The sequence below is a fragment of the Jiella mangrovi genome (assembly GCF_017815135.1).
Lineage (GTDB): Bacteria > Pseudomonadota > Alphaproteobacteria > Rhizobiales > Rhizobiaceae > Jiella > Jiella mangrovi.
Genome location: NZ_JAGJCF010000004.1, coordinates 95,396 through 108,710, shown reverse-complemented (window position 1 = coordinate 108,710; position 13,315 = coordinate 95,396). Strand labels below are relative to the sequence as shown.

Sequence of the window (13,315 nt, the reverse complement as noted above, 5' to 3'; positions counted from 1 at the left end):
GATCTCATGAGCAAGGGCTTTGGCAGCGAACCGCCCGAACCCTCAGGTGTTCATGGCGCGAAGCTCTTCGATGTAGCTCTTCGGAAGAAGCAGCGAATTCGGGGCCTTGTAGCCCATGTGCTTGGCGATATCGCCGACGAAGGCGCTGCAGTTGTACGCCACCGCGCTCCAGACCGGGCTGCTGTCCTGAAGTTTGTGGATATAGGCCGAGACGTCCTGATACTGGGCGGCCGTCAGCGGCACGGTCCACTCGGCCAGAAGGTAGGCCCTTTCGGTGTCGCCGTCGCTGGCGCCCGTCTCGGAGGGGACGGGAACGATGTGGCCGATCATATAGGGCACGACGCTGGTCGAGGCGGGATGAAGACCCGCGACCTCGGTCATGCTCGGGACCAGTGTCCCGGTGGAATCGTAGGGGACGTGACCGCTGGCATCCAGCTTTCCGATGACCACGAAGGTGTGGCCGTAGCTCTCGGCGTTGCGGGCGCGGAAGGAGATGAAATAGGGCTTGGCGAGGGTCGCCTGATCCTGATCGCTCGGGGCGTAAGCGACGGGATTGACCATGCCGTCATCTGGGTTGACCGACGAATCGGCCGTCCGGTTCATGGAATTGGATGCACATCCGGCGACGGCAAGGCTCAGAAAAGCCGCGGCCGCGAGCCGAAGGATGGAGGGAAGCATTCTGCCGCCTTTCTCGAAAACGATATGTGATGCCCGAACGGTTTCTTATTATCAGGCAACCGCCATCACGCATTTGGGACGCTGATGCCGTTTCCGGAAGCGTCGCGCGGCGTCATGTCACGCTGTCGATACTCCAGCCGTGGAGCAAGACGCATCAATGTCTGAGACGAAATTCCTGCGCCGATTGAACGGGCGATTTCGCCGATGCGCCAAAGTCGTGTCGGTTCTGTGACCGGTTTGCCAGTGGCCCTTGAGCCGCCCGACGAAGTGGGGAGATGGGAGGGGAAGGCCGCGAACGACCTTCCCCGACGCCAAAGGGATTAGCCCTTGGTGACGTAAGCCGGCTCGGAGTAGGCCGGCTGGACCGGGGCCTTGCCCTTGCCCTTGCCGATGCCCTTGCCCATGCAGCCAGCGAAGGTTGCGAGAGCGAGGCACGCGACCGATGCGATGATGACTTTTTTCATAGTAGCTACCTATTTATGTCTGTCGGTTGATTGCCGCAGTTTGAATCCCGACGCGAATGCGGCCGGTGCGTTGGGAACCTGTTGCCAAAACATGCTACCGGCAAGTGCTCAAAGGCCACACTCCCGGCCGAACAACGAGACGCTACGCTTATTGTCGTTAACAAATTGTTTCGGACGTGTTTTTCTAAGTCAGCGAACCCCTGTGACATCGGGATGTGAGCTATATTTACCACATCCGCAGACGGGTCGATGCAGCTCGTGTCGGATGCGTCGAAATTCGCGCGGATTTCCCCGGTGCGAAAGCCCTTTTCCGCAACCCTCATGACAGGCACGCAAGCCGCTGACCCGGTCCGGGCCTGCCGCGACTGCGAAACGATTCGCCTGCCCGCTTTCCAGCCGATCGGCCCCTCACCGTGGCGGCGAGACGATCCGTAGGCCCCCGTGAATCCTGCCTGGCCACGCTCCATCATTGCGCGATCGGAGCTTGCGGCACGATCTCGGCCGGCGGCATTGCCCCGGGCGCGTTCTGCACCGCGACTTCGGATTCCGTCACGAGGACCGAGCCTGGCGGCCCCTTGATGACGACCCTGGCTTCGGCAACGGCGGCGCGGTTCTGGTCGAGCACCATCGGCCGCTCGAGTTCGGCGAGAACTTCGGCGGGCTGGCCCGTCCATGCCGCAAATGCGGCATCGAGCTCCTGCCGCGTATTCGCACAGGTCTGGTAAGCGTTTTGCGCGACCACATCGTCGGAAAGCCCGGACGTCACCTGCTTCACGCTTTCATCGTAGTTACAGAAAGCGTCGCCCCGAAGCGCGGTATCGACCGCTTCGTTCACCGGCCCATACTGCCTCTGAATGACGGTCTTGCGGGCGTTATAGTCGTTCAGATAGGTCTTGCGCATCGCCAGCCTGCACTGGGCGTAGACGAGCTCGCCGGGACGAATCAGCAGGCTCTGACAATGGGCGTCGTCCACCGGAGCCTCGACATCCATGGCCTCCTCGACGCCGCCGGTCATGCATCCGGACAACCCGCTCGTGAGTGGTATGAGAATGGCGGCGAAAGCCATCATGCGCATGGTGATGAATTCCAAAAGAGACGATAGCATCTGGCGTTGCGAAACTGATCTGCCGCCATGCCCGCCGAGATGAATGCGACGCCTACATTCCTGAACGCGATTCGCGTTGACGGATCGGGCAGGCGCCGGTGCTATTCGGTCGACGACAGCGACATGGCCGCGTTATCGCGAACCTCATTGCGGCGAAGGTGTGACGCAGCGCAGCACAGGCGCCGCTACCGGATAAAAAATCCCAGCTATTGCGCCGGCATCACTTTGCGGATCTCCGATTCCAGCGCATCGCTCGTCTTCTTGGCGGCGCAAGTGCGCGTCGGACTGATCACCACCTGCTGGTCGAGATCGCCGCGATCGAGCGGACAGACGTCGCCGGCGACCTCGGGGGATACCTTGACCGTCAACGGAATGTCCGAGACCTTGCGCGACAGCTTGTCGGCGATCGCGGTCTTCACCTTCCAGTCTCCGAGCGAAACCTCGACGAGCGCCGTCGCAGGATCACCCGCAATCGGATCGACCGCTTCGGGCGCGCTCTCTTGAGGCGCGGGCGTGACCGTCTGGGCCGCAAGGCCGCTGCTCATTGCGATGGACGCCAGGACGAACGCCGAGACGGTAAAGGGCCTCAGCCGCCGTGCCGATGCCCTGCCAATACACTGCGATATCATCGCGCTCATTCTCCAAACCATTTCAAGCCGGCCACCGGCGATCCACTTCACATGAGGCAACGCCCCCTCGCCCATGGTCGATCCGAACTCTCTCGCGCTCTCTCGTGACGGACGAGAAACGAGCCTTGAACCCGATCCCCGTCAGCAACCCGGCAGATGCCTGGCTTCCACGAAACCACAAGCTGGCTGATCTGCGGCCGAAAGACGCCCGAACTCGGTGGCGGCGCGAGCGAAAGGCTGGCGCCGGCTGGGGCAAAGTCAATCTTCCAGAGCAAATTTTCCGGCCGATGTCGGGCGACTCGTGCGGGCCGGCCCTCTGACCGGCACTTGTTGATCAAAAGAAATGACACGATCGAAATCGTCGATCGACCCGCCTTGCTCAAATGACCCGGCATTTTATCATGGCTGCCATGCCATTGTGCGCCGCAACATTCGCGGTTATCCGTGTGATCATCCTATTGCATCGAAGTAACGAGGCTCTTCCATGAAGACCCATATCATCACTGCAGCGGCGGTATTCTTCGCTTCCGCAGCGTCCGCAGGCGCTGGCGACCTGAAGCCCGACAGGGGTCACTCCATCGATCTTGGCCCCGTCAGCGGCGCGGCCTACTACACCGTCGAGAAAGACGGCCTCAAGGTCGTCGCCACCATCGCCGGCGGCGAGACAGCAACGCCCGTCCGCTTCGTCTCGACCCTGTCCGACGGCCAGTCCGTGACGATTGCGGTTCCCGCGCTCGAAGGCGGCGAGACCAGGGAACTGACCTTCCGCCGCGACGGCGATCACATGGTCTTCGAAGACGGCCGCGATCTGCGTGCTTCCCTGACGGACTGATCGCCTGGCAGGCGACGCGCGAGACTGACGGACGAAAGGCCGGCGCGGCGAATGCTACGCCGGCCTTTTCCTATGTCGCGCCGCTTTTATCGCGCCGGCTTTAGTGCCATGCTGAGCGCATGAGCAAGACTGCGATCGGCGCCGGCGACGCCCTCATTATCGTCGATGTCCAGAACGACTTTTGCGGCGGAGGCGCGCTTGCCGTGCCCGATGGTGACGCAGTCGTTCCCGTCATCAATCGTCTGGCCGGAGGCTTCCCCGTCATCGTCCTCTCCCAGGACTGGCACACGCCGGGGCACATCTCCTTTGCGTCCAGCCATGGTCGCCAGCCCTTCGAAACCACCGAGCTCGCCTATGGCACCCAGGTGCTCTGGCCCGATCATTGCGTCATGGGCTCGGCCGGCGCCGCCTTCCACCGCGAGCTCGTCGTGCCGACCGCCCAGATGGTCGTTCGCAAGGGCTTTCATCCCGATGTCGACAGCTATTCGGCCTTTGTCGAAGCCGACCACGAGACGAAAACGGGCCTTGCCGGCTATGTTGAGGAACGCGGCGTGAAACGGCTTTTCGTCTGCGGCCTTGCCACGGACTTCTGTGTCGGCTGGACCGCGATGGATGGCCGCAAGGCGGGATTTGAGGTCGCCGTCGTGGAGGACGCCTGCCGGGCGATCGATCTCGACGGATCGCTCGCGAAGGCATGGCGCGACATGTCCGATCTCGGTGTTCGACGGGTGAACTCGGCCGACATTCTTCCGGCATGAAGCGGGCCGGCGACATTGGCGCGATCTTCGTCCTGACAGGCGCCGGCATATCCGCCGAATCGGGCGTCGAGACGTTTCGCGACGTGGGCGGCATCTGGTCGAAGGTCCGGCTGGAGGACGTCGCGACGCCGGAAGGCTTCGCCCGCGATCCGCAAAAGGTCCACGCCTTCTACAATGCACGCCGCGCCGGCCTTGCGGCGGTGGACCCGAACCCGGCGCATCGCGCGCTTGCACGGCTGGAAGCCGAATTTCCCGGCCAGCTGACCCTCGTCACCCAGAACATAGACGATCTGCACGAACGGGCCGGCTCGAAAACCGTCATCCACATGCATGGCGAGCTCGTCCGATCGCTCTGCGCCCGTTGCGGCGCGAGGGCAGACGCACCGGGCGACCTCTCGACCACCCTTGCCTGCGGCGCCTGCGGCAAGGTGGGTGGCATGCGTCCGGATGTCGTATGGTTCGGAGAGATGCCCTATCATATGGACGAGATCACCGAACGCCTGATCTCGGCGGATCTCTTCGTCTCGATCGGCACCTCCGGCGCGGTCTATCCGGCGGCCGGCTTCGTCGCCGAGGCTCGTTCGGCCGGCATTTCGACCCTCGAACTCAATCTGGAGCCTTCCGAGGGAAGCTTTTTGTTCGACGAGGCGCGGCATGGTCTCGCCTCGGCGCTGGTCCCGGCATTCGTCGACGAGATGATCGGCGCAGCTCGCAGCTCATGAGACCGCAAGATCGCGGCAAAACAGGCGCCAGTCGCCACCGCAAATGGAGAAATGACCCGGCACTTCGGCCCTTCGAGGAAGCGATATCGCCGCATCCGCGCCGTTTTGTCGGTCAAACCTGAACGAGAGACACAGCCCCGACCTCAGCCGGAGCGCGAGCACCCGAGCGACGAGGCCCATGACGGAAGCGGAAGTTATTGGGGCGTCTTGCAGGCTTTCGGGCCCGGGCCCACTTGATTCGGGACCGGCGGGGTGAAACTGTTTTGCACTGCGGTATGGCGACCGCGACCCGGAGGAGACTTTTGTGCGGCGCGCGCATAGTCGGTGATTCGGCAGCCCAATGCAAGGGGGTTAAGCCCTTCATCAAAATTATTTCATGATTGTTTTCAACGGTTTGCAGTGTAGCATGGTGAGTTGACGGGACAGACCGGCGCGCCCCGCGGACAAAATCCGAAGCGTGCCATGGCGAATGGAGGTGGGTAATGAGTGCATTGTTCGACCAGTACGCCAGGACATACGAACAGCGGCGCGAGACGCTGATGTCGCTGTCGCAGTTTCTCGAGAGCTGCAAGGACGATCCGATCCTTTATGCAGGGCCGCACGAACGGCTTCTCGCCGCGATCGGCGAGCCGGAAATGCTGGATACGTCCACGGACTCGCGGCTAGGAAGGATATTCCAGAACCGCACGATCCGGACCTACAAGGCCTTTCCGGACTTTTACGGCATGGAGGAGACGGTCGAACGGATCGTCGCCTTCCTGCGCCAGGCCGCCCAGGGCCTCGAGGAACGCAAGCAGATCCTCTATCTCCTCGGCCCCGTCGGCGGCGGAAAGTCGTCGCTGGCCGAGCGGATCAAATATCTGATCGAGAACCAGCCGGTCTACGTGTTGAAGGCTGGCGACGAACTCTCGCCGGTCTTCGAGAGCCCGCTCGTTCTCTTCGATCCGGCCACCATGGGCGAGATGCTGGAGGCCGAATACGGCATTCCCCGCCGCCGCCTGTCCGGCCTGATGAGCCCGTGGTGCGTGAAGCGGCTCGACGAATTCGGCGGCGACATCTCCAAGTTCAAGGTCGCCAAGCTGATGCCCTCGCGGCTCAAGCAGATCGGCGTCGCCAAGACCGAGCCCGGCGACGACAACAACCAGGACATCTCGTCGCTGGTCGGCAAGGTCGATATCCGCAGGCTCGAAACCTTCGCCCAGAACGACCCGGACGCCTATTCCTATTCCGGCGGCCTCAACCGGGCGAACCAGGGCGTTCTCGAATTCGTCGAGATGTTCAAGGCGCCGATCAAGATGCTGCATCCGCTTTTGACGGCGACGCAGGAAGGCTCCTATGTCGGCTCGGAGAATATCGGCGCGATCCCCTTCACCGGCATGATCATGGCCCACTCCAACGAATCGGAGTGGAAGAGCTTCAAGAACAACAAGAACAACGAGGCCTTCATCGATCGCATCTATGTGATCAAGGTGCCCTATTGCCTGCGCGTCGACGAGGAGACGCGGATCTACGAAAAGCTCGTTGCGGGCTCCGAACTCGCCGAGGCGCCCTGCGCGCCCGACACGCTGGAAATGCTGGCGCGCTTTGCCGTCCTTTCGCGGCTGAAGCCGCACGAGAACTCCTCGCTCTACGCCAAGATGCGGGTCTATAATGGCGAGAGCCTGCGCGAGGTCGATCCCAAGGCCCGCACCCTGCAGGAATATCGCGATGCCGCCGGCGTCGACGAGGGCATGAACGGCATCTCGACGCGCTTTGCCTTCAAGGCGCTGTCGGCGACCTTCAACCACGACACCGAGGAAGTCGCGGCCGACCCCGTTCACCTGATGTATGTCCTCGAACAGGCGGTGCGCCGCGAGCAGTTCCCCGAGGATGTCGAGAGCGACTATCTGGAATTCATCAAGGCCGAACTCGCGCCGCGCTATGCCGAATTCATCGGCAACGAGATCCAGAAGGCCTATCTCGAAAGCTATCACGACTACGGCCAGAACCTCTTCGACCGCTACGTCTCCTATGCCGACGCCTGGATCGAGGATCAGGACTACAAGGATCCCGACACGGGCCAGCTGCTCGACCGCGACCTCCTGAACCAGGAGCTGACCAAGATCGAGAAGCCGGCGGGCATCGCCAATCCGAAGGATTTCCGCAACGAGGTGGTCAAGTTCTCGCTGCGCTCGCGGGCGGCCAACAAGGGCCACAACCCCTCCTGGACGAGCTACGAGAAGATCCGCGACGTCGTCGAGAAGCGGATGTTCAGCCAGGTCGAGGATCTCCTGCCGGTGATCTCCTTCGGATCGAAGAAGGATTCGGAGACCGAGAAGAAGCACAACGAGTTCGTCGAGCGCATGGTCGAACGCGGCTTTACGCCAAGGCAGGTGCGGCGTCTCGTCGAATGGTATATGCGTGTCAGGCAGGCAAGCTGAGCGTTCTGACGCTTTCCACGGGATCAGCTTATGCACATCATCGACCGTCGTCCTGACCCGGGAGGCAAGAGCCTCGCCAACCGCCAACGCTTCATGCGGCGCGCCCGGGCGCTCGTGAAGCAGGCGGTGCGCGAGGCCTCCGGCTCCCGCAAGATCCGGGAGATCGACGGCGGCGGCGCCGTCACCATCCCGGCCGACGACGTCCATGAGCCGAGCTTTCACGCCGGGCGCGACGGCGGCATGCGCGACTATGTGCTGCCCGGCAACAAGAAGTTCGTCTCCGGCGACCGCATCGAGCGGCCGAAGCAGGGCGCCGGCTCGGGCTCCGAAGGCAGCGCCGACGGCGAGGGCGAAGACAATTTCCGCTTCGTCCTGTCACGCGACGAATTTCTCGACCTGTTCCTGGAAGACCTCGAACTGCCCAATCTCGCCAAGCGCCAGGTGATGGGCGACTCCGCCGAGAAGCGTCATCCGGCGGGCTTCAAGACCTCCGGATCGCCGGCCTCGCTCTCGGTCGGGCGGACGATGCGGCGCAGCCTGTCGCGGCGGATCGCGCTGAGGCGGCCGAACCCGGTCGAGCTGGAGGAGATGCGCCGCGAGCTTCTCGACCTCGAGGCCAAGTTCGGTGAATCCGAACGGATCGCCGCGCTCAAGGCCGAGATCGAGCGCCAGGAGCGCCGCGCCAAGGTCATCCCCTTCATCGATCCGGTGGATCTTCGCTACCGCCGCATCGAGGTGACGCCGGAGCCGATCGCAAGGGCCGCGATGTTCTGCCTGATGGACGTTTCGGCGTCGATGGACGAGCAGATGAAGGACCTCGCCAAGCGGTTCTTCTCACTGCTCTATCTGTTCCTGACGCGGCGCTACAAGCAGGTCGAGATCGTCTTCATCCGCCATACCCACGAGGCCAAGGAGGTCGACGAGGAGACCTTCTTCCATTCGCGCGAATCCGGCGGCACGGTGATCTCCTCGGCGCTGATCGAGATGGCGAAGATCGCCAAGCTCCGGTTTCCGGCCGATGAGTGGAACATCTATGCCGCGCAGGCCTCGGACGGCGACAATCTCTCGTCGGACAATGCCCGTTCGGTCGCCCTCCTGCGCGAGACCATCCTGCCGATGGCGCAATATTATGCCTATCTCCAGGTCGGGCGCGGGGAATTCGACCGCGAGGACGGCGTATTCGCCCGGCAGGAAACCACGCTGTGGCGGGCCTATCAGGAGCTGATCCGGCCGAACCTGCCGATGGCGATGCGCAAGGTGAACGACCGGCGCGACATCTATCCGGTGTTCCGGGAACTCTTCGAGCGCCGCGACGAAACCGCGGAGACGAGCTGATGGCACTCATCGCCGAGACGACCACAAACGCCCCTCGCCCAGGCGGCACACCGCTCTTCACCGGCCGCGACTGGGATTTTCCGCTGCTCCAGCGCGTCTATGACGCGATCGGCGAGATCGCCGAGAAGGAACTCGGCCTCGACATCTATCCCAACCAGATCGAGGTGATCACTTCCGAGCAGATGCTCGACGCCTATGCCTCGACCGGCATGCCGCTGTTCTACAAGCACTGGTCCTTCGGCAAGCATTTCGTCAGGAACGAGACCCTTTATCGCAAGGGCTGGCAGGGCCTCGCCTACGAGATCGTCATCAATTCCTCCCCCTGCATCGTCTATGTCATGGAGGAAAACTCCGCGACGATGCAGACGCTGGTGCTCGCCCACGCCGCCTTCGGACACAACCACTTCTTCAAGAACAACTACTGCTTCCAGCAGTGGACCGACGCGACGAGCATTCTCGACTATCTCGACTTCGCCAAGAAATACGTCGCCTCCTGCGAGGATCGCTACGGCCAGGAGACGGTCGAGCAGATCCTCGATTCCGCCCATGCCTTGATGAGCCACGGCATCCACCGCTACCCCGGCAAGCATTCGCTCGACCTGAAATCCGAGCAGCGGCGGCTGGAGGAGCGGCAGGCCTTCGCCGAGGAGCATTTCTCCGACCTCTGGCGCACCCTGCCGAAGACGGCCACCGGTCCGAAGCGCGACATGGACGCCGAGCGCCGACGCCAGCTCCTCGGCCTGCCCGAAGAGAACATCCTTTATTTCCTCGAAAAGAACGCCCCGCGCCTCGCCGGCTGGCAGCGCGAGCTGATCCGCATCGTTCGCCAGATCGCCCAGTATTTCTATCCCCAGCGCCAGACCAAGGTGATGAACGAGGGCTGCGCCACCTTCAGCCACTATCGGCTGATGACCCGGCTGCACGAACAGGGCAAGATCACCGACGGCTCGTTCATGGAGTTCCTGCACTCGCACACCAGCGTCGTCTTCCAGCCGGAATATGACGACCCGCGCTATTCGGGCATCAACCCCTATGCGCTGGGCTTTGCGATGATGGAGGACATCGAGCGGATCGCGACCAATCCGACGGCCGAGGACCGCTCGTTCTTTCCCGATTTCGCAGGCTGCGGCGATGCCTATGGCGTCTTGCGCGACGCCTGGGCGAATTATCGCGACGAGAGCTTCATCCTGCAGTTCCTCAGCCCCAACGTGATCCGCAAGCAGAAGCTGTTCCGGCTGATCGACGATTCGGAAGACGACGACATCGTCGTCGCCGCGATCCACGACGAGCGGGGCTACAAGGCGGTGCGCCAGTCCCTGTCGCGGCAGTTCGACGTCGGCCGGCAGGATCCCGACATCCAGGTCGCCGACGTGGACCTTGCCGGCGACCGCAAGCTGATCCTCCACCACAACGTCGTCGACGGCATCACCCTGGAAAGCCGGGACGCCGCCAAGGTGCTGCATCACCTCGCCAATCTCTGGGGCTACGACGTCAAGCTGCTCGAGATCGAGGACGGCCAGACCATCGCCGCCCATGACGGGTCGCCGTCGAGGGCGTTCCGTTAGAGCGCCCTGCGCCCTGCTGGATGCCATGGTGCGTGAGAGTCTCGTCTAACGGCGCATACCGAGGACTCGGCTTTCACAAATCAGGCATTCGTTGTCATCGCGCTCGTCATGCTCGGGCCCCGTCCCGAGCATCCAGTGGGCCAGTTAAGCTTCTGTTCTGTCGAAAGGATCTGGATTCTCGGGACGGAGCCCGAGAATGACGAAGCGTCGAATGGTGCGCCTTCTCGATCAAGTACTCGACAAAAGCATCCTTTTTCCCGCGAGAGCTTTCCATGGCTCTGGTTTTCCGCCCCTCAGTTGTTTGCGCATTGCCATATGCGATAGCCCTGTCACCATGGCGGGGCCGGGTCGTTCGTGCGGCTTTCGACTCCCTCCCGTTCTCTGTAGAAGAGCGTCATGTCAGCGCTGCCGGCACGCTGTCTGAAGTCGCCCGCCGGCGAGCGCGATCGAAGAATTTCCCGCGGCGACGCTGCGACGAGGGGCCCTTCCGAAAATTTTCATGCAGATCGAAACGACCACCACCGCCCTCGACGTCCTGAAGACGGTCTATGGCTACGACGCGTTCCGCGGCCCGCAGGCAGGCATCGTCGATCATGTCATCGCCGGCAACAACGCCTTCGTGCTGATGCCGACGGGTGGCGGAAAGTCGCTCTGCTACCAGATCCCGGCGATCGTCAGGCCCGGCATGGGACTGGTGGTTTCGCCCCTGCTAGCGCTGATGGCCGATCAGGTGGCCGCCCTGCGGCAGGCCGGCGTCAGGGCAGCGGCCCTCAACTCGGACCTGCCCGCCGACGAGCGGCGCGCCTTGTGGCGGGACATACATGCCGGCCGCCTCGACCTCCTTTATGTCGCGCCCGAGACGCTCTTGCGCAACGAGGTGCTGGAACAGCTCGGCCGCGCGCGGCTGTCGCTGATCGCCATCGACGAAGCCCACTGCCTCTCTCAGTGGGGGCATGATTTCCGCCCGTCCTACCGCCAGCTCGACACGCTCGTCCGCCAGTTTCCCGACACGCCGCGCATGGCGCTGACGGCGACGGCCGACGCGCCGACCCGTGCCGAGATCCAGTCCCATCTCGACATCGCGGAAGCCGATGCTTTCATTGCCGGCTTCGACCGTCCCAACATTCGCTATGCCATCGAGGAGAAGGACAATCCCCGCGCCCAGCTGAAGGGCTTTCTCAAGCGCCACGAAGGCGAAAGCGGCATCGTCTACTGCCTGTCCAAGCGCAAGACGGAGGAGACCGCCGCCTTTCTTCGCGTCGAGGGGTATGACGCGCTTGCCTATCACGCCGGCATGGACAAGGCGGCGCGCGAAGAAAACCAGCTCCGCTTCCAGCACGGCGAGGCCGTGGTCATGGTCGCGACCATCGCTTTCGGCATGGGGATCGACAAGCCGGACGTGCGCTTCGTCGCCCATGTCGACCTGCCGAGCAGCATCGAGGCCTACTATCAGGAGACCGGCCGCGCCGGGCGCGACGGCCTGCCCTCCGACACGCTGATGCTCTACGGCGCCGAGGACATCGCGCTGCGCACCCGCTTCACCGAGGAGTCCGACGCGCCCGAACAGCGCAAGCGCGTCGAGCGGCAGAAGTTGGATGCGCTGCTCGGCCTCGCCGAAACCGCCGGCTGCCGCCGGCAGGTGCTCCTGTCCTATTTCGGCGACCATTGCGAACCCTGCGGCAATTGCGACACCTGCGCCGAGCCGCCGGAACTCTTCGACGGCACGATCGCCGCGCAGAAGGCGCTGTCCTGCATCTACCGCACAGGCGAACGCTTCGGGCAGGCCTACACGATCGACGTGCTCATCGGCGCCACGAACGAGCGCATCTTGCAGTTCGGCCACGATCAGATTTCCACCTTCGGCATCGGCACCGAGTATGACAAGCGCGCCTGGCGGGCGATCCTGCGTCAACTGATCGCGTTGCGCCTTGTCGCCGTCGACCTCGCCGGCCATGGCGGCCTGTCGATCGCGCCCTTAGGCCGGACGTTCCTGCGCGAAAAGCCGACGCTGATGCTTCGCGTTCCCTCGCCCCCGCGCGCAAGGCGCGAGAAGGCCGGAAGAACCCAGACCCAGTCCGCCATCGCCGAGGGGGACCGCGATCTGTTTCAGGCGCTGCGGCAGACGCGCATGGAGCTGGCGCGCGAGCAGAATGTCCCGCCTTACGTGATTTTCCATGACAAGACGCTGATCGCCCTCGCAGCGAGCCGTCCCACCTCACGCGGCGAGATGGCCAAGGTGCCCGGCGTCGGACAGGCCAAGCTGGACCGCTATGGCGACGCCTTTCTGGAAGTGATCGCCGAGCATCCGTGACGGCCTTGCCGCTCGGCCGAGCTCCCGCGGTGATTGCTGACGGTTCCACCGACTGCCGGCGTGTCAGCCTTGCCTCCGGCCGGCGACCCGCAACAATCGTTGGAACTTCTGGCATTCCAGATGCGTCGGCGCCGGGCAGTCGGCGACGTGGCGCAGTGCTTTGGCCAGAGTAGAGAGCTGACGGATCTGCCCCTCGAGCGCGTCGGCGCGCGCATGCAGCCCCTCCCGCGGCAAGTCCGGGGCACCTCCCCTACCGAACATGCCTGCAATCTCGCTCAGGCTGAAGCCGGCGGTCTTGCCGAGCGCGATCAGGGACAGTTGAACGAGGGTCTGCGGGCCGAACTGCCGTCTCAAACCGGTGCGGGCGAGCGACTGAATCAGCCCGATCTCCTCATAGTAGCGCAGCGTCGAAGGCGGCACGCCGGAGCGGGCGGAGACCTCGCCGATATCGATCAGTTTCATCCTTGACCTCAACTTGGCTTGAAGTCGTAGCGTG

General features: G+C 63.4%; 12 protein-coding genes. 7 read left to right on the top strand and 5 right to left on the bottom strand.

Annotated features, from left to right (window positions below; translation table 11 throughout):
- Positions 1–42 precede the first annotated feature (42 nt).
- The 4 genes from J6595_RS07965 to J6595_RS07950 all read right to left on the bottom strand — a co-directional run bounded on the left by J6595_RS07965 (position 43) and on the right by J6595_RS07950 (position 2,885).
- Positions 43–678, bottom strand: coding sequence for a hypothetical protein (locus tag J6595_RS07965; protein WP_209593934.1), 636 nt, complete (start codon positions 676–678; stop codon positions 43–45).
- Between the two features lie 320 nt (positions 679–998).
- On the bottom strand, positions 999–1,142 hold the full coding sequence (locus J6595_RS07960; RefSeq protein WP_209593933.1) for an ABC transporter: 144 nt from the start codon (positions 1,140–1,142) through the stop codon (positions 999–1,001).
- Positions 1,143–1,608: 466 nt separating this feature from the next.
- Positions 1,609–2,157: a hypothetical protein gene (locus J6595_RS07955; protein ID WP_209593932.1), complete on the bottom strand. Its 549-nt coding sequence runs from the start codon at positions 2,155–2,157 to the stop codon at positions 1,609–1,611.
- 296 nt (positions 2,158–2,453) lie between these two features.
- Positions 2,454–2,885: a hypothetical protein gene (locus J6595_RS07950; RefSeq protein WP_209593931.1), complete on the bottom strand. Its 432-nt coding sequence runs from the start codon at positions 2,883–2,885 to the stop codon at positions 2,454–2,456.
- A gap of 475 nt (positions 2,886–3,360) precedes the next feature.
- On the opposite strand from J6595_RS07950, the gene J6595_RS07945 reads away from it, so the two are divergent.
- From J6595_RS07945 to recQ, 7 genes are all read left to right on the top strand, one after another.
- Positions 3,361–3,708 (top strand): hypothetical protein, encoded by a 348-nt coding sequence (locus J6595_RS07945; protein ID WP_209593930.1) that lies wholly within the window; start codon positions 3,361–3,363, stop codon positions 3,706–3,708.
- A 119-nt stretch (positions 3,709–3,827) separates the two neighbouring features.
- Positions 3,828–4,466, top strand: a complete 639-nt coding sequence (pncA, locus tag J6595_RS07940) for a bifunctional nicotinamidase/pyrazinamidase (protein ID WP_209593929.1) — start codon at positions 3,828–3,830, stop codon at positions 4,464–4,466.
- A complete protein-coding gene (locus J6595_RS07935) occupies positions 4,463–5,188 on the top strand; it encodes an NAD-dependent deacylase (protein WP_209593928.1) in 726 nt (241 codons plus the stop codon). The genes pncA and J6595_RS07935 overlap by 4 nt, the downstream gene beginning before the upstream one ends.
- Before the next feature lie 482 nt (positions 5,189–5,670).
- Positions 5,671–7,608 (top strand): PrkA family serine protein kinase, encoded by a 1,938-nt coding sequence (locus J6595_RS07930; protein WP_209593927.1) that lies wholly within the window; start codon positions 5,671–5,673, stop codon positions 7,606–7,608.
- A 30-nt stretch (positions 7,609–7,638) separates the two neighbouring features.
- Complete coding sequence (locus tag J6595_RS07925) at positions 7,639–8,943, top strand: YeaH/YhbH family protein (protein ID WP_209593926.1); 1,305 nt, start codon at positions 7,639–7,641, stop codon at positions 8,941–8,943.
- The gene (locus J6595_RS07920; protein WP_209593925.1) at positions 8,943–10,508 is read left to right on the top strand and encodes a SpoVR family protein; all 1,566 of its coding nucleotides are present in this window, start codon (positions 8,943–8,945) and stop codon (positions 10,506–10,508) included. The genes J6595_RS07925 and J6595_RS07920 overlap by 1 nt, the downstream gene beginning before the upstream one ends.
- Positions 10,509–11,007: 499 nt before the next feature.
- Positions 11,008–12,819 (top strand): DNA helicase RecQ, encoded by a 1,812-nt coding sequence (recQ, locus tag J6595_RS07915; protein ID WP_209593924.1) that lies wholly within the window; start codon positions 11,008–11,010, stop codon positions 12,817–12,819.
- Between the two features lie 63 nt (positions 12,820–12,882).
- Here recQ and J6595_RS07910 read toward each other — a convergent pair whose 3' ends face one another.
- Positions 12,883–13,281: a helix-turn-helix domain-containing protein gene (locus tag J6595_RS07910; protein WP_209593923.1), complete on the bottom strand. Its 399-nt coding sequence runs from the start codon at positions 13,279–13,281 to the stop codon at positions 12,883–12,885.
- Positions 13,282–13,315: the final 34 nt, after the last annotated feature.